We start from the raw sequence: 21037 nt of genomic DNA, 5'->3' as shown, positions 1-21037 counted from the left end.
CTATCTCCAGTCCTTGGGGGCGATGATTCGTCCGGGAGCGAAATATGCACGCAGAACATCAAGACATCGGCGTCTCGCAAGTGGGCGCCGCCATCGCGGAACCGGCGCGAACCAAAATGCTGTGCTCGCTGATGGACGGCCACGCCCGCACCGCCACGGAGCTGGCGACCCTCGCCGAAGTCAGCGCCTCCACCGCCAGCGCACACCTGGCCAAACTCAAGGACCTGGCGCTGGTGCGCCTGCACGTGCAGGGCCGCCACCGTTATTACAGCCTCGCCGACAAGCGCGTGGCCCAGGCACTGGAAGCGCTGATGGTGATCGGCCAGAACCCCACACCGACCTTCAAACCGCATACGCCGGACCGTCTGCAATTCGCCCGCACCTGCTACGACCACATGGCCGGGACGCTGGCGGTGTTGCTGCATGACCGGTTGCTGGAGGGCGGTTGGCTGGTGGAAACCGATGAACAGGCGTACCGCTTGAGCGAGAGTGGGGAGGCGCTGTTCGAAGGGTTGGGCATTGAGGTCAGGGATCTGTCGACCTTGCGCCGACGCTTTGCCTGCCCGTGCCTGGACTGGAGCATGCGCCGGCCACATCTGGGTGGATCACTTGGAGCGGCGCTGTTGCAAGTGGCGTTGAAGCGCAAATGGGTGACGCAGGATCTGGACAGCCGGGCGCTGACTTTGACGGCGGCGGGGCGCAAGGAGATGACGGCGCGGTTCGGGGGGAAATGGCCCGATGCGATGCAGCCTGCCCCGGTGCGTAAATCCTCGACCATCTCAGCTGACAGCCGACTGTAATAAGTCCGACTGACGAAGGGTCGTTTTACGGCTTGTCGCCCGCGGACGGACTCTATACTGTATATGCGAACAGTATAAGGTCCGTGCCATGCAACTCATCGACAAGCTCAGCATCCTCGCCGACGCCGCCAAGTACGACGCCTCCTGCGCCAGCAGTGGCGCGCCCAAGCGTAGCTCCGAGGGCAAGAGCGGGCTGGGTTCGACCGATGGCATGGGCATCTGCCACAGCTACACGCCGGACGGGCGTTGCGTGTCGCTGCTCAAGGTGCTGCTGACCAATTTCTGTCTCTACGACTGCCAGTACTGCGTCAACCGCCGCTCGAGCGACGTGCCCCGAGCGCGCTTCACGCCAGAGGAAGTGGTGACGCTGACCCTGGATTTTTACCGACGCAATTGCGTCAGCGGGTTGTTCCTCAGCTCCGGGATCATTCGTTCGGCGGACTACACCATGGAGCAACTGGTGCGAGTTGCGAAGCTGTTGCGTGAAGAACATGAGTTCCGGGGCTACATCCACCTCAAGACCATTCCCGAAGCCGATCCTGCGTTGATCGAAGAGGCCGGGCGTTATGCCGACCGCTTGAGCGTCAACATCGAATTACCCACCGATGCCAGTTTGCAGACGCTGGCGCCGGAGAAGCAGATCGGCTCGATCAAGCAGGCGATGAACACCATCTACACCGGCGTGCAGACCGTGCTCAACGAACCTCGCGCCCCGAAGTTCGCCCCGGCCGGGCAGAGCACGCAGATGATCGTCGGTGCCGATGACACCGACGACAGCATCATCCTCCACAGCGCCCAGGCCTTGTACGGCAACTTCCGTTTGCGCCGGGTCTATTACTCGGCATTCAGCCCGATTCCCGACAGCCCGAAAAGCGTGCCGCTGGCAGCGCCGCCGCTGATGCGTGAGCACCGTTTGTATCAGGCTGATTTTCTATTGCGCGGCTATGGCTATACCGCTGGTGAATTGCTCAAGGGGCCGGGCAATCTGGCGCTGGATATCGACCCGAAACTAGCCTGGGCGCTGCAGAATCGCGAGGTGTTTCCGCTGGATCTCAATCGCGCCGAGCCGGCGCTGATCTCACGTATTCCAGGCATCGGCCTTCGTACCACCGAACGTCTGGTGGAGTTGCGGCGGCAGCGGCGCATTCGTTACGAAGACGTGGCCCGCATGCGCTGTGTGCTGGCCAAGGCCAAGCCGTTCATCATCACCAGCGATTACCACCCGCAGCAGGCAGAAATCACCAGCCAGATGCTCTATCAGCAGTTGCGCGACCGGCCGATGCCGCAGCAGATGGGGTTGTGGGGATGATCAATCTCGATTGCGACGACCTGTTCGACACTTGGCGCCAGCAGGCACGATGGCTGCTCAGCCATGAAATCGATCCCAGCCTGGTGAGCTGGGCGTCGGAAGGGGTGAGTGATCTGTTTGCCAGTGATGTGTCGGTGCCTGAAGGGCAGGGGCCGTTTCAGGCGCGGATTCCGCGTGCATTGCTCGATACTCTGGAACAAGCGTCACGATACCGTGGCGATCAGCGCTGGAGTCTGCTGTATGAAGTGCTCTGGCGCGTCAGCCACGGCGATCGTACGGCAATGATGGCCGGTGACAAACTCGGCAGCGAGTTACAGCGGCGGATCAAACAGGTGCAGCGTGAAGCCCATCATTTGCATGCGTTCGTGCGTTTCATCGAGCGTCCATCAGAACTGCCCGGCCCGCAATACGTAGCGTGGCACGAACCGGCCCACGACATCCTGCACAGCGCCAGCGAACATTTCATCGGGCGCATGGGGCGCCATCGCTGGCTGATCGCTACGCCACGGGACGGGGTTTATTACGATGGCGAACAACTGGTTCATCAGCGCCAGTGCCCGCTGGAATGGCAGCAACTGGCGCAGAACGTCGACGATCCGCAGGGGGAACTGTGGCTGGCGTACTACAGCCACATCTTCAACCCGGCGCGGTTGAACGAGAAGGTCATGCAGGGGCACTTGCCGATGCGCTTCTGGAAGAACCTGCCGGAGGGTGAATTGATCCCCGGGTTGATTACCCAGGCGCGCACGGGCAAGCAGCAGAACGGGCAGGCTGGCGGCATCGCCGGGCGTGGCGGCAAACGTATTGCGTTGAAACAGGTCGAGAATCCGCCGTCCGTTCAGCGCGTCGCCGAAGCCATCAACAGTCCAAATCCGGCAAAGGTCACCCCCGAGACTTTCGCCGTCAGCCAGGAACCTTTCGGGCTCGACAGCCAGCCTTTGGCGGCATTGGCGAGCAGCGCATAACTGCCGTGCACCAGAATCACCAGCACGGCGTAAGAGGCCACCAGTTTGAAGAACTGCGGAAGGAAAGCCTGTGCGGTGTCGATGAACTGCGGGAACACCGCCAGAAAAAAGAAGATGGCTTTGGGATTGAGAAACTGCAGGGATGCGGCTTCCAGAAAACGGTAGCTCGGGCGCGATGGGCGGACGTCTTGCAGCGTACGGAAACGATCCGAACGCCAGCTCTTGAAACCCAGGTACAACAGGTAAGCGGCGCCGGCGTATTTCAGCACAGTAAAGGCCGTCGCCGAGGCGCTGAGGATCAGGCCGACACTGGTTGCACTGACGGCGGCAACCACGAAGGCTCCCGAGGCAATCCCCAGAATCCCCGGCACCGCACCGGTCCAGCCCAGGCGCACGGCGTTGGACAGGGTCAACACCACTCCCGGGCCGGGGCTCAAAATGGTCAGGGTGGCGAAGAGTACAAAGAGTCCGTAGCTGTGCATGTCTGGCTCCGTCGGGGCGCGGGGTTGGGCGTGCGGGCAGATTGGCGTGGCGAAGAACCTGTGACAAACGCTTTAAATGCAGCGCATACGTGACTAAATTAGACCCATGAACAAATCACTCCCGCCGCTCAATGCGGTTCGCGCCTTTGCGGTTGCCGCCCGTCACCAGAGTTTCACGTTGGCGGCCGAAGAGCTGCACGTGAGCCACAGTGCCGTCAGCCGGCACATCAAATTGCTGGAAGAACACCTGGGTGTGTTGCTGTTCGAGCGGCGTATCCGGCAATCGTTGCTGACGCCCGCCGGCCAGCGTTTTTACCAGCAGGTCAGCGCCGGTCTGGCACAGATCGCCGACGCGGCTGCCGAGTTGCGGCAGCAGGCAGCACGGCCGACCGTGACCATCAACACCCGGCCGTCCTTTGCCCAGTTGTGGCTGATGCCCCGGCTGGATGACTTCACGGCAGAACATCCGGAGATCGAACCGCAGGTGATCACCCAGACCCGCTCTCCGGATCCTGCGCGAGACAGCTTCGACATCGTCATCCGCCGTGGCCGCGACGACTGGGCACCGACCATCGAGTCGCACCCGTTGTTTGAAGATGAGTTGCTGATGGTGGCGGCGCCCGAGTTGATCGAGCGAATCCCCTTGGCGGACCTTGCCGATCTGGGCCAGCACACTTTGCTGACGGTCAGGGCCCGACGCGAAGACTGGCACCACTGGACGTTGCGTTTCGGCCAGAGTCAGAGTGCAACCCAGGAGATTCGTCAATTCGATTACATGCATCGAGTCATGGAGGCCGCCGTGGCGGGTGAGGGCGTTGCGTTGTGCCCGACCACGTTGCTGGGCACGCATCTGTCGAGTGGTCGGCTGGTCTGCCCGTTGCCCGATCTGCGGATGCCGCTGCCACGTTATTACTACGGTGTGGCGCCACAAGCCTCCGCATCGGCCCAGGTATTTCTGACGTGGCTGCAAAAACAGACCCCATGAAAAAGCCCCCATCGATCACTCGATGGGGGCTTTTGTGCATCTGGGCGTCAGATCAAACCTTGACGATCCAGCCGGCTGGCGCTTCGACGTCGCCGGTCTGTACGCCGGTCAGCTCTTTGTAGAGCTTCTGGGTCACAGGGCCGACTTCGGTTTCGCTGTGGAACACGTGCAGGTGGTCGTTGTAGCTGATGCCGCCGATCGGGGTGATCACCGCAGCGGTACCGCAAGCACCGGCTTCTTTGAAGTCCGACAGCTTGTCGATGAACACGTCGCCTTCGACCACTTCCAGGCCCAGACGGGACTTGGCCAGTTCGATCAGCGACAGACGGGTGATGCCCGGCAGTACCGACGGCGAATTCGGGGTCACGAACTTGTTGTCGTGGGTGATCCCGAAGAAGTTGGCCGAACCGACTTCCTCGATCTTCTTGTGGGTCAGCGGATCCAGGTAGATGGCGTCAGCGAAGTGCGCTTTCTTGGCCTGGGAGCCCGGCATCAGGCTGGCGGCGTAGTTGCCACCGACTTTGGCGGCACCGGTGCCTTGTGGCGCGGCGCGGTCGAAGGTGGAGATCTGGAAGTTGTGCGGGGTCAGGCCGCCCTTGAAGTAGGCGCCGACCGGGATCGCGAACACCGAGAAGATGAACTCAGGGGCGGTACGCACGCCGATGTTGTCACCCACCCCGATCACGAACGGACGCAGGTACAGCGCGCCGCCGGTGCCGTAAGGCGGGATGAAACGCTCGTTGGCGCGAACCACTTCCTTGCACGCTTCGATGAATTGCTCGGTGGACACATGCGGCATCAGCAGGCGGGCGCAGCTGCGTTGCATGCGGGCGGCGTTCTGGTCCGGACGGAACAGGTTGATCGAGCCGTCCTTGCAACGATAGGCCTTCAGGCCTTCGAAGCATTGCTGGCCATAGTGAAGGGCAGTGGAGCCTTCGCTGATGTGCAGCACGTTGTCTTCGGTCAGGGTGCCTTTGTCCCACTCGCCGTTGCGAAAGTACGACAGATAGCGTTTATCGGTCTTGATGTAGTCAAAACCCAGCTTGTCCCAATTGATGCTTTCGTTACCCATGACACCCTCTATCACTTAACAACCGTCGAAACGGTTCAAGGCTTCTGACGTTTTTTTTGATGGGCACAACAATACTTCATTCTTGAGCGGTTTCGCAGCCCGGGCGATGGGGGGAGCAGCAGATTTATTAGCCTGCTTATGAAAAAACTCCCCCGCGTCGGGTTTTTACAGGTGCAACGCATGCCCGAGGGCACGCAACGCCGCTTCCTGCACCGCTTCACCCAGGGTCGGGTGCGCGTGGATGGTGCCGCCGATGTCTTCCAGTCGCGCGCCCATTTCCAGGCTTTGCGCGAACGCGGTCGACAGCTCCGACACCCCGACACCCACCGCCTGCCAGCCGACAATCACATGGTTGTCCCGACGGGCGACCACCCTTACGAAGCCGGTTTTCGATTCCAGGGTCATCGCCCGGCCATTGGCCGCGAACGGGAAGTTCGACACGATGCAGTCCAGTCCCGCCGCCTTGGCTTCATCCGGCGTCTTGCCGACAACGACCAGTTCCGGGTCGGTGAAGCACACGGCGGCGATAGCGGTCGGGTTGAACTCGCGGGTCTTGCCGCTGATCAGCTCGGCGACCATCTCGCCCTGGGCCATGGCACGGTGGGCCAGCATCGGCTCGCCGCTCAGGTCGCCGATGGCGTAGACGTTGCGCATGCTGGTCTGGCAGCGGTTGTCGATCTTGATCGCCGAGCCGTTCATGTCCAGGTTCAGCGCTTCAAGATTCCAGCCCTGGGTATTGGGTTTGCGACCGACGGCCACCAGCACCTGATCGGTTTCCAGGTTCAGGGTGTCGCCGTTCGGATCGCGCACCTGCAACGTGCCGTCGAAACCCAGCACGCTGTGCTTCAGGTACAGCTTCACGCCCAGTTGCTTCAGCGCTTCGTGCACCGGCTGGGTCAGTTCGGCGTCGTAGGCCGGCAGGATGCGATCCTGCGCCTCGACCACACTGACCTCGGCGCCGAGCTTGCGATAGGCAATGCCCAGCTCCAGGCCGATGTAACCACCGCCGACCACGATCAGACGTTTTGGCACGGACTTCGGCGCCAGTGCTTCGGTGGAGGAGATGATCGGCCCGCCAATCGGCAGGATCGGCAGGTTGACGCTTTTCGAACCGGTGGCCAGCACCAGATGTTCGCACTGGATCCGGGTGTCGCCGACTTCAACGGTCTTGCCGTCGATGACCTTGGCCCAGCCGTTGATGACCTGAACCTTGTTTTTCTTCAGCAGTGCGGCGACGCCGGTGGTCAGGCGATCGACGATGCCGTCCTTCCACTCGACGCTTTTGCTGATGTCGAGGGTCGGCGCGGAAACGCTGATGCCCAGTGCCGAATGCTGGTTGTGGTGTTGAGTCTGGTGAAACTGCTCGGCCACATGGATCAGCGCTTTCGACGGAATGCAGCCGATGTTCAGGCAGGTGCCGCCCAGCGATTCACCCTCGACCAGAATGGTCGAAATACCCAGTTGCCCGGCGCGAATGGCCGTCACGTAACCGCCGGGGCCGCCGCCGATGATCAGCAGCGTGGTGTTCAGAGTTTGCATGCCATCACTCCACAAACAGGGTCGCGGGTTGTTCGAGCAGACCACGAATGGCCTGGATGAAGAGCGCCGCGTCCATGCCGTCGACCACGCGGTGATCGAAGGAGCTGGAGAGGTTCATCATCTTGCGGATCACCACCTGGCCTTTGACGACCATCGGCCGTTCGACGATTTTGTTCACGCCGACGATGGCCACTTCCGGCAGGTTCAGCACCGGGGTGCTGACGATGCCGCCCAGGGCGCCGAGGCTGGTCAGGGTGATGGTCGAGCCGGACAGTTCATCGCGGCTGGCCTTGCCATTACGTGCTGCAGTGGCGAGGCGGGAGATTTCCGCCGCGCTGTCCCAGAGGCTGCGCGCTTCGGCGTGACGCACCACCGGCACCATCAGGCCGACATCGCTTTGGGTGGCGACGCCGACATGCACCGCGCCGAGGCGGGTAATGACCTGGGCTTCGTCGTCGTAACGGGCGTTCATCTGCGGGAAGTCGCGCAGGGCGACGACCAGTGCACGCACGAGGAACGGCAACAGGGTCAGCTTGCCACGGCTGGCGCCGTGTTTTTCGTTCAGATGGGCGCGCAGTTCTTCAATCGCGGTGACGTCGATTTCCTCGACATAACTGAAGTGCGCAGCACGCTGGGTGGCGTCCTGCATGCGCTGGGCAATCTTGCGGCGCATGCCGATAACCTGAATCTGTTCTTCATCGTTACGCTGGGCGTAAGCGGCGGCGACCGGCGCCGAAGCGTTCGACTGACCTTGGGCCAGATAAGCCTCGAGGTCTTCGTGCAACACGCGACCGGCCGGACCGGAACCGCGCACCAGACGCAGTTGGATGCCCAGATCCAGCGCGTGCTTGCGCACGGCCGGCGAGGCCAGCGGACGCTCATCGGCTTCCCGGGCAACCACCGGGCCCTGGCAAACCGGAGCCGTACGTGGCGCGGCAGGTTTGCTTTCAACGACCGCTTCGACTTTCGGTGCAACAGGTGCTTCCTTCGCTACAACAGGCGCCGGTTTGTCGGACTCTTTCAGATTGCCCGCACCTTCTACCTCGATGCTGATCAGCACACTGCCGACCGCCATCACTTCGCCCGGCTGACCGCCGAGCGCAATCACCTTGCCGTGCACCGGCGACGGAATATCCACCATCGCCTTGTCGGTCATCACATCCGCCAGCACCTGATCTTCAACGACCAGATCGCCGACCTTGACGTGCCACTGCGACAGTTCTACTTCTGCGATGCCTTCGCCGATGTCCGGCATCTTGATAACGTGCGTGCCCATTCAGACCTCCATGACCCGTTTCAGCGCCGCGCCCACTCGGGACGGCCCAGGGAAATACGCCCACTCTTGCGCGTGCGGGTAGGGGGTGTCCCAACCGGTGACGCGTTCGATCGGCGCTTCCAGGTGGTGGAAGCAATGCTCTTGCACCAGCGACACCAGTTCGGCGCCGAAACCGCAGGTGCGGGTGGCTTCGTGTACCACGACGCAGCGGCCGGTTTTCTTCACGGATTTGACGATGGTTTCCAGGTCCAGCGGCCACAGGCTGCGCAGGTCGATGACTTCAGCGTCCACACCGCTTTCTTCGGCGGCGACCTGCGACACGTAGACGGTGGTGCCGTAGGTCAGCACGGTGACTTCCTTGCCCGGACGGGCGATGGCGGCAACGTCCAGCGGCACGGTGTAGTAGCCGTCCGGGACTTGTGCGGCCGGGTGTTTCGACCACGGCGTTACCGGGCGTTCGTGGTGGCCGTCGAACGGGCCGTTGTACAGGCGTTTCGGCTCCAGGAAGATCACCGGGTCATCGTTTTCGATGGAGGCGATCAGCAGACCCTTGGCGTCATACGGGTTGGACGGCATGACGGTGCGCAGGCCGCAGACCTGGGTGAACAGGGCTTCGATGCTCTGGCTGTGGGTCTGGCCACCGTAGATGCCGCCACCGCAAGGCATGCGCAGGGTCATCGGCGCGGTGAATTCGCCGGCGGAGCGATAACGCAGGCGTGCCGCCTCGGAAATGATCTGGTCGTAGGCCGGGTAGACGTAGTCGGCGAACTGGATTTCCACCACCGGGCGCAGACCGTAGGCGCCCATGCCCACGGCGGTCCCGACGATGCCGCTCTCGGAGATCGGCGCGTCGAACACCCGCGAGGTGCCGTACTTGGCCTGCAGGCCTTCGGTGCAACGGAACACGCCGCCGAAGTAACCGACGTCCTGGCCGAACACCACCACATTGTCGTCACGCTCAAGCATCACATCCATGGCCGAGCGCAGGGCCTGGATCATGGTCATGGTGGTCGTGGTCATGGCGGTTTCCAACTGAATATTGTTGTTGTGGTCGTTCATGTCAGATCCCCAACTGCTGACGCTGGCGCTTCAAGTGCTCCGGCATCTCTTTGTAGACGTCTTCGAACATGGTCGCAGCGCTTGGAATCTGGCCGCCAGCAAGAGTGCCGTACTGTTCGGCCTGCTTCTGCGCGGCAATCACTTCGGCTTCGAGCTCGGCGCTGACGGCGGCGTGCTCTTCTTCCGACCAGTGGCCGACCTTGATCAGGTGCTGTTTCAGGCGGGCGATCGGGTCGCCCAGCGGGAAGTGGCTCCAGTCATCGGCAGGACGGTATTTGGATGGATCGTCGGAGGTCGAGTGCGGGCCGGCACGGTAGGTGACCCATTCGATCATGGTCGGACCGAGGCCGCGGCGGGCGCGTTCGGCAGCCCAGGCGGAGGCGGCGTAGACCGCGTAGAAGTCGTTGCCGTCAACGCGCAGGGAGGCGATACCGCAACCGACGCCGCGTCCGGCGAAGGTGGTGGCTTCACCACCGGCGATGGCCTGGAAGGTCGAGATCGCCCACTGGTTGTTGACCACGTTGAGGATCACTGGCGCACGGTAGACGTGAGCGAAGGTGAGGGCGGTGTGGAAGTCCGATTCGGCGGTGGCGCCGTCACCGATCCAGGCCGAGGCGATTTTGGTGTCGCCTTTGATCGCCGAAGCCATGCCCCAGCCAACACCCTGAATGAATTGAGTGGCGAGGTTGCCGGAAATGGTGAAGAAACCGGCGTCCTTGACCGAGTACATGATCGGCAGCTGACGGCCCTTGAGCGGATCGCGCTCGTTGGACAGCAACTGGCAGATCAGATCGACCAGCGGTACGTCGCGAGCCATCAGGATGCTTTGCTGGCGGTAGGTCGGGAAGCACATGTCGTCGGTGTTCAAGGCCAGGGCCTGGGCACTGCCGATGGCTTCTTCGCCAAGGCTCTGCATGTAGAACGACATTTTCTTCTGACGCTGGGCGACCACCATGCGGTTGTCGTAGATCCGGGTCTTGAGCATGGCGCGCATGCCTTTGCGCAGGATCTCGACCGGCACGTTTTCGGCCCATGGGCCGAGAGCATTGCCCTGGTCGTCGAGCACGCGGATCAGGCCACGGGCCAGGTCGGCAGTGTCGGCGGGCTCAACGTCGATGGAAGGTTTGCGCACCGTGCCGGCATCGGTCAGATGCAGGTAGGAGAAGTCGGTTTTGCAGCCTGGGCGGCCCGAAGGTTCAGGGACGTGCAGACGCAGCGGTTCATACGCTTGGGTCATGGCTTCTACGCTCGATCTTGTGAATTTCTTGTAGTGAGCTGGCAGTCATTCTTCGATAAAAGAAATCTTGTCCTACAACAATCATAGGCCCGGGCAAGAAGAATATTTCTCTCTGTTTCGTTGCGCTGGAGATCATTTGCAGATAGAAATTCTGCATAAACATAAAAAACAGGTGGTTTTGTCTCATGCGCAAACTGGACCGTACCGACATCGGCATTCTCAACAGCCTTCAGGAGAATGCGCGCATCACCAATGCCGACCTGGCCCGTTCGGTCAATCTGTCGCCGACACCGTGCTTCAACCGGGTCAAGGCGATGGAAGAACTGGGCCTGATCCGTGAGCAGGTGACCCTGCTGGATGCCGACCTGCTCGGGCTGCACGTGAACGTGTTCATTCACGTGAGCCTGGAGAAGCAGGTGGAGGAAGCTTTGCAGCATTTCGAAGAAGCGATTTCCGACCGACCGGAAGTCATGGAGTGCTACCTGATGGCCGGCGACCCGGACTATCTGATCCGGGTGCTGGTGCCGACCATTCAGTCCCTTGAGCGCTTCATGATGGACTTCCTGACCAAAGTGCCGGGCGTGGCCAACATTCGGTCGAGCTTTGCGCTCAAGCAGGTGCGCTACAAGACCGCTTTGCCGTTGCCGGCGAACGGTCTGACCCTCGGAAACTGATCGCTGGCCGGATTACAGGCGGTCATATCGATAATTCAGCTCCGTCGTATGGATCGCCTGCCCAACCGTGAATGTTTGTGCCCAAGGGGCGGGTTCATTCTCCGGGTGGAAAACCAGCGCAGTTTCATTCATTGCATCCGGATCGCCTTCACTGGACGTGAATGCCGGGAGGCGCGGATGTTGATGTTTCCAGCGTTCCCACAGCAGATCCATGTAGCAGTGATGCAGGAAGAAGACCGGATCGTTCGGGGAGGCCGCGTGTAGCATGCTGCCGCCCACCCAGGCGTGAACCGGGTTATGCAGCTCTCTTTCCGCAACGTTTTCCCAACCCGCCGGCTCCAGCCAGTAGGGCGTCCTGTTGAGGGCAGAAATAACCGCGTCTTCCGACGGCAAGGCGCCTTCTGCACCCAGGTTTCGAAGCAGGCCCGTGTTTCCCGGCGCCTCGTCCCATACCGTCACTTCAAATTGAGAATGCTCCCGGGAAAACGGCCCGGTGGTGACGCGCTGCTCCAGCGTATTGTCGCCATTTCCCCCCATGAAGTCGGAGGTGAACGGGTTGTCGGCACCACTGAGTTGCCAGTTCCAGTAGGGCAGGGTGATACCGGGATTATTGACGGCGGCTTGCAGGGCCAGCTCGAACTGGCGGATCAGAATCCGGTGCCAGGGAAAGAACAGCGGACTGCCATGCGGATTGGGAACCAGTGGGTTGCCCCGGCCCATCGAATTCTTGTGGATCTGGACAAAGTCATCGTAACGACTCTGCTGACCGGGGCGCAGTACGCTGTCGACATTGTTTTTCAGTCTCAGAACCGCGTCGATGAAAGCGGATTTCTCATCCCGGGACAGATCCCGGTGGTTGCGGCGAATATCCATATTGCCAAAACTCCATTGCTTGATTGCCCAATGAAGTCTGCCTGCTGGCTGAAAAAACGCACAGTTCATCGCATCCGACGTGACAGGTACGAAATCCGTTATTCCCGGTTCCTTGACTGAATTTTTCCTACACAGAGTTGATGGGAATCTTCAGGTAGACAACGCCATTTCCTTCTGCCGGCGGCAGATTCCCCGCCCGCACATTCACCTGAATCGCCGGCAGCAACAGCGTCGGCATGCCCAACCCGGCATCACGTTTGGTGCGCATCTCGACAAACGCGGCTTCGTCGATGCCGTCCTGCACATGGATATTGCTTTTGCGTTGTTCGCCGACAGTGGTCTGGCACTGCGAGGCGCGACCTTGCGGCGGGTAGTCGTGACAGACGTAGAGCTTCACGCTGGCAGGGAAGGCCAGCAGTTTGTGGATCGAGTTGAACAGTTGATGCGCGTTACCGCCGGGGAAATCGCAGCGGGCGGTGCCGACGTCGGGCATGAACAGCGTATCGCCCACCAGGATCTGCTCGCCGTCGATCAGGTAGGCCATGTCCGCCGGTGTGTGGCCGGGAACGTGCAGGGCGGTGGCCTTGAGGTTGCCGATCAGGAAGGACTCGTTCGGTGCGAACAGGTGATCGAACTGCGAGCCGTCGACACGAAATTCCGGTTCCAGATTGAACAGCGCCTTGAACACGTTCTGCACTTTGCTGATCGATTCGCCGATGGCGATCTTGCCGCCCAGCTCGCGGCGCAGGTAGGGCGCGGCGGACAGGTGATCGGCGTGGGCGTGGGTTTCCAGCAGCCACTGCACTTGCAGATGGTGGGCGCGCACGAAGGCAATGATTTTGTCTGCCTGGGCCGTGCAGGTGCGGCCGGCGGCGCCGTCGTAATCGAGCACCGGATCGACGATTGCGCACTGTCCGCCATCGGCCTCGTAGACCACGTAGCTGTAGGTCGAGGAGGCGGGGTCGAGGAAAGCTTCAATCAGCGCGGGCATGGACAGGGTCCTGTGCAGGAAGGTGGAAAGTCAGGGTTGCAACACTTTATGTAAACACATAATGTCCGCAGCTTAAGTGACGTTGAAGGCATCCTGCAAATGCAATCCAGTCTGACCGAATGTGAAGTCGCCCAACTGCGGGCCTCGGCCTCCAAGGCCTGTTCGCTGCTCAAGGCCCTGGCCAATGAGGATCGGCTGCTGATCCTGTGCCAGTTGACCCAGGGCGAACGCAACGTCGGTGAGCTGGAGAAAATGACCGGCGTGCGCCAGCCGACCCTGTCCCAGCAATTGGGCATCCTGCGTGATGAAGGGCTGGTCGCGACCCGACGTGAAGGCAAGTACATTTTTTACGGCCTCGCCAGTCATGAAGTCATCCAGGTGATGAAAACCCTGTCCGGACTCTACTGCGGAGCCGTGCTCAAAAGCTGGGCGCAATAGACCCGGCTATCCTTGCGTGCAGCAATAAGGAACAAGCAATGAACGATCAACACTGGGGCCCATCCATCAGTGCAGACATCGTGGTCATCGGCGGCGGCACCGCCGGCATCGGTTTTGTCGCCAGTCTGCTCAAGCGTGATCCGCACCTGAAAGTGACGGTGATCGAGCCGAGTGCCCAGCATTACTACCAACCGGCGTGGACGCTGGTCGGCGGTGGTGCCTACGACGCCAGGGACACTGCCCGACCGATGAACAAGGTGATGCCGCGTCAGGCCACCTGGATTCAAGCGGCAGTGACCGGCATTGATCCCGACGAGCGCCGTCTCACCCTCAACGATCAGCGTACCGTCAGCTATCAGAATTTGATTGTCTGCCCCGGCCTGCGCCTGGCCTGGGAGAAGATCGAGGGTTTGCAGGAAAACCTCGGCCAGCACGGCGTTACCTCCAACTACAGCTACCAGCATGCGCAATACACCTGGGATCAGGTGCAGAAACTGCGCGGCGGCAAGGCGCTGTTCACCCAGCCGGCAATGCCGATCAAATGTGCAGGCGCCCCGCAGAAGGCGCTGTACCTGTCCTGCGATCACTGGCTCAAGAACGGCGTTCTGAACAAGGTCGAGGTTGAATTCAATCTGGCGGGTGCGGCGCTGTTCGGCGTGGCGACGTTCGTGCCGCCGCTGATGAAGTACATCGAAAAATACAACGCCCGCCTGGCGTTCAACGCCAATCTGGTCAAGGTCGACGGCCCGGCGAAAACCGCCTGGTTCGAGGTCAAGGACGCCGACGGTAACGTCAGTCAGATGGCCAAGACCTTCGATCTGCTGCACGTCGTGCCGCCACAGGTTTCCCCGGATTTCATCGCACAAAGTCCGCTGGCCGACGCCGCCGGCTGGTGCGAAGTCAACCCGCACAGCCTGCAACATCCGCGTTACCCGGAGGTGTTTGCGCTCGGCGATATCTGCAACACCACCAACGCGAAAACCGCTGCTGCCGTGCGCAAGCAGGTCGTGGTGGTCGCCGAGAACCTGCTGGCCCAGCGCAAGTCTCTGGCGTTGCCGTTGAAGTACGACGGCTATGGCTCCTGCCCGCTGACGGTGGAGAAGGGCAAGGTGATCCTCGCCGAGTTCGGCTATGGCGGCAAGTTGCTGCCGACCTTTCCCCTCGATCCGACCGTGGCGCGCCGTTCCGCGTGGTGGCTGAAGGCGTCCCTGCTGCCGTGGTTCTACTGGAACGGCATGCTCAAGGGCCGTGAGTGGCTGACGAGTCTGTCCAAAGTCGACTGAGAACTCCCTATGTTGCTGGCAAGTCTGTTTGGCGTGGTGATGGGATTGATCCTCGGGCTGACCGGGGCCGGCGGCGGGATTCTCGCGGTGCCGGCGCTGGTGCTCGGGCTGGGCTGGACGATGACGCAAGCGGCGCCGGTGGCGCTGTTCGCGGTGGGCAGTGCGGCGGCAGTCGGGGCCATCGACGGTTTGCGTCATGGACTGGTGCGCTACCGCGCGGCGCTGTTGATCGCGGCGCTCGGGGCGGTGTTTTCGCCGCTGGGCATCTACTTCGCGCACCAGTTGCCGGAGAAAGTCCTGATGATTCTCTTCAGCCTGCTGATGGTCATGGTGGCCTGGCGCATGCTGCGTCGCGAACGCCAGCAAGAGGGGCCGAGCGATCATGGCCACGCCAGTTGGGGCCAGAAGAACTGCATGCTCAATGAGCAGACTGGCCGTTTCGACTGGACTGCCAAATGCACCGCAACCCTTGCGGCGTTGGGCGCGGTCACCGGTGTGGTGTCGGGGTTGCTGGGCGTCGGCGGCGGGTTCCTGATCGTGCCGGCCTTCAAGCAACTGACCGATGTGCAGATGCGCGGCATCGTCGCCACGTCGCTGATGGTGATCAGCCTGATTTCCGCCATCGGCGTGATCGGTGCGTTCCATGCCGGGGTGCGGATCGATCATTTGGGCGCGGCGTTCATCGTGGCCAGCATTGTCGGCATGATCATTGGCCGCAAACTTTGCGCGCGAGTACCGGCGAGGACATTGCAGGTGGGATTCGCCAGTGTGTGCCTGGTGGTTGCGGCTTATATGTTGCTGCGGGCGTGAGTGGTCAAGCAGAAAAAAATCGCAGCCTTGGCTGCGATTTTTTTGTCACTGGTTGTACGCCGCCTCGGTGTTGTCGATCAGCGGGTTTTTCTCGGTCAGCACAATCTGGGCGATCTGATCCTTGCGCATGAATTTCACCTTCGGATGTGACTGCGCATAGCGGATAAAGCGTTCCATGGCCTCGACCATCGCCGGCGTGCCACCGATGCGGTCGTGCAGACTCACCGACATCATCCGCCGCTTGCTCGCGCCTTCGGCGTAGAGGCGATCGAATTCCAGCACCAGTTGCTGATAGAACTGCTCGGCGGAGAAATGTCGGCCTCCGATCAGCACAATGTCGTTATTGCGCAGGGTGTAAGGCACCACGGCGAATTTATGCCCGCGAACCATCGTCACGAAAGGTTCGTCCCGGCTGACATCGTCAATGTGATAAGTGAAGTTCAGGTCCTGCAGCACCTTCAGCGTATTGGGACTGCGCCGCAGCCAGTTGGCGTTGTAGCCCACCGAGCGCTGGCCGGTGATTTTCTCCACCGCTGCGACGCCGTCGCCGATGAACTGTTTTTCCTGGGCGTAGTTCATGTTGTACGAATCAGCCCAGCGCATGCCGTGGGCCGCCAGTTCATGGCCGCGCTCGGCAATCGCCCTGGCCAGTTCCGGGTGCTTGAGCGCCGCTTCGCCGACCACGTGGGAGGTGACCTTGATGCCGGTGCGATCCCACAGATCGAGCATGCGCCACAGGCCTTCCTTGTAGCCGTAATCGAACCAGGTCTGCGCCGGCAAGTCCGGATAGCCTTTGGGCAGCGGCGTGCCGGAGAACGGACTTTCCGCGCCCTCGGGCTGGCCACCGGTTTCGAATTGCATCGACACCGAAATCACCAGTTGCGAGCCATCCGGCCACGGGCGGTCCTGGGCGAAGGCGAGGGCGGGCAGCAACAGGGCGGCGGCCAGCAGGTTTTTCAGCAGACGCGGGGAGCGTTGCCAGCGGGACGTGGTCATAACGGGCACCTTGCAGGTTGAGAAGTGCGGCAAGGTTGGCATCCGCTACGCTTGGGAAAAATCCGCTGCGGGCGAGATGACCTTTAAACAAAATTTACGAATCCACCACTGACTTGTGGGAGCAAGCGCCCACAGGGATATGTGTTTGGCTGCCGTTTTGCGGCACACTCAAGCCATCACCGTACAAGGCCTCTCCATGGATCGATACGCCCCGCGCAACTGGCAGCCTCACGAGAAGCCCAGTCTGCCCGGATCCCCCTCGACGCCGTTGCACTCCAACCCCAAGCGCCTGGCCTATGCGCTGGTCGGGTTACTGGTGGCGTTGACTGGCGGATTGGGCAACTCGCTGGTGGTCGCCAACCTGCCTTATCTGCAAGGTGCGCTCGGGGCGACCACGGCGGAGATGGCCTGGCTGCCGGCGGCGTATGTGATGACCAACGTGTCGATGAACCTGCTGCTGGTGAAATTCCGTCAGCAGTTCGGGCTGCGGGCGTTCACCGAGGTGTTTCTGGTGCTGTATGCGCTGGTGACCTTCGGCCATCTGTTCGTCAATGACCTGAATTCGGCGGTTGCCGTGCGGGCGGCCCACGGCATGGTCGGCGCGGCGCTGAGTTCGCTGGGCCTGTATTACATGGTGCAGGCGTTCCCGGCCAAATGGCGGATGAAGGCGTTGGTACTCGGTCTTGGCACTTCGCAACTGGCCTTGCCGCTGGCGCGGTTGTTTTCCGAAGACCTGCTGCAGATCGCCGAATGGCGCGGGCTGTACCTGTTCGAATTGGGCATGGCGCTGCTGTCGCTGGGTTGTGTGTTGATGCTCAAGTTGCCGCCGGGTGACCGCTTCAAGACCTTTGAACCCCTCGACTTCCTTACCTTTGCGATCCTCGCCAGCGGCGTGGCTTTGCTGTGCGCCGTGCTGTCCCTGGGCCGGATCGACTGGTGGCTCGAAGCACAATGGATCGGCATCGCTCTGGCCGCATCGATCGCCTTGATCCTCGCGGGGCTGGCCATCGAACACAACCGCAGCAACCCGATGCTGATGACCCGCTGGCTCGGCAGCGGAGTGATGATCCGACTGGCGCTGGCGGTGATCCTGATTCGCATGGTGACCTCGGAGCAATCCACCGGCGCCGTGGGTTTCATGCAGAACCTGAACATGAGCAGCCAGCAGTTGCACAGCCTGTACGTGGTGATGCTGATAGGCAGCGTCGCCGGGCTGCTCACCAGTGCGCTGACCATCGACCCAAAACACCTGCTGATGCCGCTGATCGTCTCGCTGGCGTTGATGGCCACCGGTTCGATCATCGACAGTTCCTCGAACAACCTGACCCGCCCCGAGAACCTGTATTTCAGCCAGTTCCTGCTGGCCTTCGGCAGCACCTTTTTCCTCGGGCCGACCATGGTTCTCGGCACGCGCAACGTGCTGACCAATCCGCGCAATCTGGTGAGCTTTTCCGTGCTGTTCGGGATCTGCAACAACCTCGGCGGCCTGATCGGCGCGGCGTTGCTGGGGACCTTCCAGATCGTTCGCGAGAAGTTTCATTCCAGCCATATCGTCGAGCAACTGGTGCTGTCCGACCCGTTGGTAGCCGCGCGGGTGCAGAGCGGCGGTTCGGCGGTCGGCTCCCTGATCGCCGACCCGAGCCTGCGCAATCTGCAAGGCATTCGCAGCCTGGCCAACGCCGCCACCCGCGAAGCCAACGTGCTGGCCTACAACGATGTGTTCATGCTGATCGCGGTGATCGCGATCCTCACCATGATCTGGATTTCCATCCGTGCGCTATGGCTGATCAGCACTACCAAAGCCGTCGCTCCGACACCTTCCGTACCTTCCAGCGGTGCCACTTCTTCATGACCGAACCGACCACTACGACCACCAATGCCATTGCCGCCACGCCCGAGGGCGAGGCGCCGCCGTCATCGCCGAACACCGAGCCGCGCTCGTTGCGGGTGCGGATCATCTCGTCGCTGGGCTTTGCCGCGATTGCCATCGTCGGTGTGCTGATCGTGCTGTATGCGTGGCAGTTGCCGCCGTTCAGCAGTGCGGTCGAGACTACCGAAAACGCTTTGGTGCGCGGGCAGGTGACGATCATCGGCCCGCAGCTCAGCGGTTATGTCTATGAAGTCCCTGTGCAGGATTTTCAGTTCGTGAAGGCCGGGGATCTGCTGGTGCGTCTCGATGACCGGATTTATCAGCAGCGTCTGGATCAGTCGTTGGCGCAACTGGCGGTGCAGAAAGCCTCGTTGGCCAATGTAGTGCAGCAGCGCAACAGCGCCGAAGCGACGATCAAGTTGCGGCAGGCGGTGGTGGCCGACAGCGAGGCGCAGCTGCGCAAAAGCGAGGCGGACCTGCGCCGCAACACCGCGCTGGTCAATGACGGCTCGGTGTCGAAACGCGAGATGGACGTGGCGCTGGCCGCCAACGCGCAAAGCATTGCGTCCGTAGCTCAGGCCAAGGCCAATCTGGAAATCGCCCGGCAGGATCTGCAAACAGTGATCGTCAATCGCGGTTCGCTGGAGGCCGCCGTCGCCAGTGCCGAGGCAGCCGTGCAACTGGCGCGGATCGACCTGTCCAACACCCGCATCATCGCACCGCGTGACGGCCAGCTCGGGCAGATTGGCGTGCGCCTCGGTGCCTACGTCAATTCCGGGGCGCAACTGATGGCGCTGGTGCCGGACCAGAAGTGGGTGATCGCCAACATGAAAGAGACCCAGATGGACAACGTGCGGGTCGGGCAACCGGTGAGCTTCACCGTCGATGCGCTGAACCACCGCAAATTCACCGGCCACGTTCAGCACATCTCGCCCGGCACCGGTTCGGAGTTCGCGTTATTGCAGGCCGACAACGCCACCGGCAACTTCGTGAAGATCGCCCAGCGGGTGCCGGTGCGGGTGACCATCGATCCGGACCAACAGGAAATCGAGCGCTTGCGGCCGGGGATGTCGGTGGTGGTCAGCATCGATACGGCAAAGGGTGATACCCAGAAACACTGAGGTCAGGCCGCAATCATCGGCGGCAGGGTGCCGAGTACGGAAACCGCTGCCACGGCACCGATCCCCAGCAGCCACTCCAGCAGCACGCTGCGTTTGAGAGTATCGACGCGCTGTTCGCAATCACGGATGCGCAAGCGATTGAACAGCGCCAGCCCCAGCATCCCTAACACCAGCAAGGCCTTGATCAGCAGGATCAGGGCGAATCCCGAAAACAACGGCGTCGGCCACCACTGGCCGGTGAGGACGCGCACGTTGATCAATCCGGTGATCAGCAGACCGGCAACCAACACATAGCCGACCCCGCTGAACCGCTGCAACACGTAACGCACCGTTTCGCCGGACTGGCGCAGAATCATCACCAGCATCAGCAAACCGCCGAGCCAGGCGCCGACGCAGGTCAGGTGAACGACCTGATTGAGGATCAGCATCTGGCCGCTGAATCCGTCGAGCATCGCCCCGTGACCGACCGGTGCGAGGGTCATCAGCAGCAACGCGCTCAGGCCCAGCCGTAATGGCTGATTAGAACGCCAGGGCGTAAACAGCAACGCCAGCAACAGGGCATTGATCAGCAGATGCCAGCGCCACACCTGACCGAAAAACGTATGGCCCAGCACCAGCTCGACGGTGTCCGGGTCGAACGCCGCAGCCGCCGAACCGGCCATGCTCGCGGTGATCAGCAACGCCCAGACAACGCCGCTGGCCAGCGCAATCGCCGTCAACCAACGAGCCAGCCGCGCCAGATGCCGATCCAGCACCGGCGCTTCACCCTTGAGCAGCAGCGGCCGGAACAGCCAGGCCCCGAACAGCATCAACACCACGATGAAATGCAGGAACCGGCACAGCACCAGCGCGTCGCTCATGAATTACTGGCCAACCTTGAACTGATAGGCGCCTTCGCTCTTGTGCGTATCGACCGACACCGCGTGCCATTCGACCTTGTATTCGCCAGCGGTCAACGGTGCTTCAGGGGTGACGATCAGGGTTTTCTTGTCGCCTTCGGTGGTCAGAGGCTTGATCTTCACCGACGCGCCGTCGTGGGTCACGGTGACTTTGGTGAAGCTGGCTTCGACACCTTCGGAAAACACCAGGCGCAGATCCGCAGGCGCGGCGACGGTGCTGTCGGCGGCCGGGGTTTCGCTTTTCAGGTGAGCATGGGCGAACGCCTGGGAGGTGACGACCAGCGAAGCCAGCAGGGCGCCGGCGGTGAACAGTTTTTTCATCGACATGGGCAGTGTCCTTTCAGTGAAATGGCGGGCT

The 21037-nt window shown here is 61.6% G+C and carries 20 protein-coding genes and 1 pseudogene; 10 read left to right on the top strand and 11 right to left on the bottom strand.

Translation table 11 applies throughout. The features are described from left to right. Window positions 1-44 precede the first annotated feature (44 nt). The 3 genes and pseudogenes from DLD99_RS17480 to DLD99_RS17470 form a co-directional block, all read left to right on the top strand. Complete coding sequence (locus DLD99_RS17480; RefSeq protein ID WP_244220747.1) at window positions 45-800, top strand: ArsR/SmtB family transcription factor; 756 nt, start codon at window positions 45-47, stop codon at window positions 798-800. Between the two features lie 88 nt (window positions 801-888). After that, window positions 889-2109, top strand: coding sequence for a putative DNA modification/repair radical SAM protein (locus tag DLD99_RS17475; protein ID WP_114883903.1), 1221 nt, complete (start codon window positions 889-891; stop codon window positions 2107-2109). Next, a pseudogene (locus DLD99_RS17470) lies at window positions 2106-2924 on the top strand (TIGR03915 family putative DNA repair protein); the annotation flags it as partial. The gene DLD99_RS17475 and the pseudogene DLD99_RS17470, both read left to right, overlap by 4 nt. Window positions 2925-2947: 23 nt before the next feature. On the opposite strand, the gene DLD99_RS17465 reads toward DLD99_RS17470, so the two are convergent. Further along, the gene (locus DLD99_RS17465; protein ID WP_114883902.1) at window positions 2948-3556 is read right to left on the bottom strand and encodes a LysE family translocator; all 609 of its coding nucleotides are present in this window, start codon (window positions 3554-3556) and stop codon (window positions 2948-2950) included. Between the two features lie 106 nt (window positions 3557-3662). Here DLD99_RS17465 and DLD99_RS17460 point away from each other — a divergent pair, with 106 nt between their 5' ends. Then, the gene (locus tag DLD99_RS17460) at window positions 3663-4541 is read left to right on the top strand and encodes a LysR substrate-binding domain-containing protein (protein WP_114883901.1); all 879 of its coding nucleotides are present in this window, start codon (window positions 3663-3665) and stop codon (window positions 4539-4541) included. A 52-nt stretch (window positions 4542-4593) separates the two neighbouring features. Here DLD99_RS17460 and DLD99_RS17455 read toward each other — a convergent pair whose 3' ends face one another. From DLD99_RS17455 to DLD99_RS17435, 5 genes are all read right to left on the bottom strand, one after another. Continuing rightward, a complete protein-coding gene (locus DLD99_RS17455) occupies window positions 4594-5613 on the bottom strand; it encodes a branched-chain amino acid aminotransferase (RefSeq protein WP_011334831.1) in 1020 nt (339 codons plus the stop codon). A gap of 165 nt (window positions 5614-5778) precedes the next feature. Continuing rightward, window positions 5779-7152, bottom strand: coding sequence for a dihydrolipoyl dehydrogenase (gene lpdA, locus DLD99_RS17450; protein WP_114883899.1), 1374 nt, complete (start codon window positions 7150-7152; stop codon window positions 5779-5781). A gap of 4 nt (window positions 7153-7156) precedes the next feature. Further along, entirely contained in the window at window positions 7157-8428 is a 1272-nt protein-coding gene (locus DLD99_RS17445) for a dihydrolipoamide acetyltransferase family protein (protein ID WP_114883897.1), read from the bottom strand. After that, window positions 8429-9487 carry an alpha-ketoacid dehydrogenase subunit beta gene (locus DLD99_RS17440; RefSeq protein ID WP_114883895.1) on the bottom strand — a complete coding sequence of 353 codons (1059 nt, stop codon included), beginning with the start codon at window positions 9485-9487 and terminating at the stop codon, window positions 8429-8431. Between the two features lies 1 nt (window position 9488). Continuing rightward, window positions 9489-10724 carry a 3-methyl-2-oxobutanoate dehydrogenase (2-methylpropanoyl-transferring) subunit alpha gene (locus DLD99_RS17435; protein ID WP_114883893.1) on the bottom strand — a complete coding sequence of 412 codons (1236 nt, stop codon included), beginning with the start codon at window positions 10722-10724 and terminating at the stop codon, window positions 9489-9491. 185 nt (window positions 10725-10909) lie between these two features. On the opposite strand from DLD99_RS17435, the gene bkdR reads away from it, so the two are divergent. Beyond that, window positions 10910-11398 carry a Bkd operon transcriptional regulator BkdR gene (gene bkdR / locus DLD99_RS17430; protein ID WP_007915088.1) on the top strand — a complete coding sequence of 163 codons (489 nt, stop codon included), beginning with the start codon at window positions 10910-10912 and terminating at the stop codon, window positions 11396-11398. A 12-nt stretch (window positions 11399-11410) separates the two neighbouring features. Here the strand turns inward: bkdR and DLD99_RS17425 are convergent, their stop codons facing one another. Together DLD99_RS17425 and DLD99_RS17420 are read right to left on the bottom strand one after the other, a co-directional pair. Next, on the bottom strand, window positions 11411-12271 hold the full coding sequence (locus tag DLD99_RS17425) for a tyrosinase family protein (RefSeq protein WP_114883892.1): 861 nt from the start codon (window positions 12269-12271) through the stop codon (window positions 11411-11413). A 127-nt stretch (window positions 12272-12398) separates the two neighbouring features. Next, entirely contained in the window at window positions 12399-13262 is an 864-nt protein-coding gene (locus tag DLD99_RS17420; protein WP_114883890.1) for an MBL fold metallo-hydrolase, read from the bottom strand. Between the two features lie 99 nt (window positions 13263-13361). Between DLD99_RS17420 and DLD99_RS17415 the strand changes: the two genes are divergently transcribed. From DLD99_RS17415 to DLD99_RS17405, 3 genes are read left to right on the top strand one after another with little or no spacing between them, the layout of a single operon-like run. After that, window positions 13362-13700 carry an ArsR/SmtB family transcription factor gene (locus DLD99_RS17415; RefSeq protein WP_007952897.1) on the top strand — a complete coding sequence of 113 codons (339 nt, stop codon included), beginning with the start codon at window positions 13362-13364 and terminating at the stop codon, window positions 13698-13700. 38 nt (window positions 13701-13738) lie between these two features. Continuing rightward, a complete protein-coding gene (locus tag DLD99_RS17410) occupies window positions 13739-14983 on the top strand; it encodes an NAD(P)/FAD-dependent oxidoreductase (RefSeq protein ID WP_114883888.1) in 1245 nt (414 codons plus the stop codon). A gap of 9 nt (window positions 14984-14992) precedes the next feature. After that, complete coding sequence (locus DLD99_RS17405) at window positions 14993-15793, top strand: sulfite exporter TauE/SafE family protein (protein WP_065258956.1); 801 nt, start codon at window positions 14993-14995, stop codon at window positions 15791-15793. A 45-nt stretch (window positions 15794-15838) separates the two neighbouring features. Here the strand turns inward: DLD99_RS17405 and DLD99_RS17400 are convergent, their stop codons facing one another. Further along, window positions 15839-16789 (bottom strand): polysaccharide deacetylase family protein, encoded by a 951-nt coding sequence (locus DLD99_RS17400; RefSeq protein WP_114883886.1) that lies wholly within the window; start codon window positions 16787-16789, stop codon window positions 15839-15841. A 196-nt stretch (window positions 16790-16985) separates the two neighbouring features. Here DLD99_RS17400 and DLD99_RS17395 point away from each other — a divergent pair, with 196 nt between their 5' ends. Next, window positions 16986-18641, top strand: coding sequence for an MFS transporter (locus tag DLD99_RS17395; protein WP_085711522.1), 1656 nt, complete (start codon window positions 16986-16988; stop codon window positions 18639-18641). Continuing rightward, window positions 18638-19780 carry an HlyD family secretion protein gene (locus tag DLD99_RS17390; protein ID WP_085711521.1) on the top strand — a complete coding sequence of 381 codons (1143 nt, stop codon included), beginning with the start codon at window positions 18638-18640 and terminating at the stop codon, window positions 19778-19780. Before DLD99_RS17395 ends, DLD99_RS17390 begins: the two co-directional genes overlap by 4 nt. Window positions 19781-19782: 2 nt before the next feature. On the opposite strand, the gene copD is transcribed toward DLD99_RS17390, so the two are convergent. Further along, window positions 19783-20640 carry a copper homeostasis membrane protein CopD gene (gene copD / locus DLD99_RS17385; protein ID WP_114883884.1) on the bottom strand — a complete coding sequence of 286 codons (858 nt, stop codon included), beginning with the start codon at window positions 20638-20640 and terminating at the stop codon, window positions 19783-19785. A 3-nt stretch (window positions 20641-20643) separates the two neighbouring features. Next, complete coding sequence (gene copC, locus DLD99_RS17380) at window positions 20644-21006, bottom strand: copper homeostasis periplasmic binding protein CopC (protein WP_114883881.1); 363 nt, start codon at window positions 21004-21006, stop codon at window positions 20644-20646. Window positions 21007-21037: the final 31 nt, after the last annotated feature.

The organism is Pseudomonas kribbensis, assembly GCF_003352185.1.
Taxonomy (GTDB): Bacteria; Pseudomonadota; Gammaproteobacteria; order Pseudomonadales; family Pseudomonadaceae; genus Aquipseudomonas; species Aquipseudomonas kribbensis.
Note: the sequence above shows the minus strand (reverse complement) of the source record. Positions and strands in the feature narration are given on the sequence as shown.

What these genes read in the sequence shown, in the direction of transcription:
- DLD99_RS17480 (WP_244220747.1), top strand. Translation starts at nt 45, where the DNA reads ATGCACGCAGAACATCAAGACATCGGCGTCTCGCAAGTGGGCGCCGCC.
- DLD99_RS17475 (WP_114883903.1), top strand. Translation starts at nt 889, where the DNA reads ATGCAACTCATCGACAAGCTCAGCATCCTCGCCGACGCCGCCAAGTAC.
- DLD99_RS17465 (WP_114883902.1), bottom strand. Translation starts at nt 3,556, where the DNA reads ATGCACAGCTACGGACTCTTTGTACTCTTCGCCACCCTGACCATTTTG.
- DLD99_RS17460 (WP_114883901.1), top strand. Translation starts at nt 3,663, where the DNA reads ATGAACAAATCACTCCCGCCGCTCAATGCGGTTCGCGCCTTTGCGGTT.
- DLD99_RS17455 (WP_011334831.1), bottom strand. Translation starts at nt 5,613, where the DNA reads ATGGGTAACGAAAGCATCAATTGGGACAAGCTGGGTTTTGACTACATC.
- lpdA (WP_114883899.1), bottom strand. Translation starts at nt 7,152, where the DNA reads ATGCAAACTCTGAACACCACGCTGCTGATCATCGGCGGCGGCCCCGGC.
- DLD99_RS17445 (WP_114883897.1), bottom strand. Translation starts at nt 8,428, where the DNA reads ATGGGCACGCACGTTATCAAGATGCCGGACATCGGCGAAGGCATCGCA.
- DLD99_RS17440 (WP_114883895.1), bottom strand. Translation starts at nt 9,487, where the DNA reads ATGAACGACCACAACAACAATATTCAGTTGGAAACCGCCATGACCACG.
- DLD99_RS17435 (WP_114883893.1), bottom strand. Translation starts at nt 10,724, where the DNA reads ATGACCCAAGCGTATGAACCGCTGCGTCTGCACGTCCCTGAACCTTCG.
- bkdR (WP_007915088.1), top strand. Translation starts at nt 10,910, where the DNA reads ATGCGCAAACTGGACCGTACCGACATCGGCATTCTCAACAGCCTTCAG.
- DLD99_RS17425 (WP_114883892.1), bottom strand. Translation starts at nt 12,271, where the DNA reads ATGGATATTCGCCGCAACCACCGGGATCTGTCCCGGGATGAGAAATCC.
- DLD99_RS17420 (WP_114883890.1), bottom strand. Translation starts at nt 13,262, where the DNA reads ATGCCCGCGCTGATTGAAGCTTTCCTCGACCCCGCCTCCTCGACCTAC.
- DLD99_RS17415 (WP_007952897.1), top strand. Translation starts at nt 13,362, where the DNA reads ATGCAATCCAGTCTGACCGAATGTGAAGTCGCCCAACTGCGGGCCTCG.
- DLD99_RS17410 (WP_114883888.1), top strand. Translation starts at nt 13,739, where the DNA reads ATGAACGATCAACACTGGGGCCCATCCATCAGTGCAGACATCGTGGTC.
- DLD99_RS17405 (WP_065258956.1), top strand. Translation starts at nt 14,993, where the DNA reads ATGTTGCTGGCAAGTCTGTTTGGCGTGGTGATGGGATTGATCCTCGGG.
- DLD99_RS17400 (WP_114883886.1), bottom strand. Translation starts at nt 16,789, where the DNA reads ATGACCACGTCCCGCTGGCAACGCTCCCCGCGTCTGCTGAAAAACCTG.
- DLD99_RS17395 (WP_085711522.1), top strand. Translation starts at nt 16,986, where the DNA reads ATGGATCGATACGCCCCGCGCAACTGGCAGCCTCACGAGAAGCCCAGT.
- DLD99_RS17390 (WP_085711521.1), top strand. Translation starts at nt 18,638, where the DNA reads ATGACCGAACCGACCACTACGACCACCAATGCCATTGCCGCCACGCCC.
- copD (WP_114883884.1), bottom strand. Translation starts at nt 20,640, where the DNA reads ATGAGCGACGCGCTGGTGCTGTGCCGGTTCCTGCATTTCATCGTGGTG.
- copC (WP_114883881.1), bottom strand. Translation starts at nt 21,006, where the DNA reads ATGTCGATGAAAAAACTGTTCACCGCCGGCGCCCTGCTGGCTTCGCTG.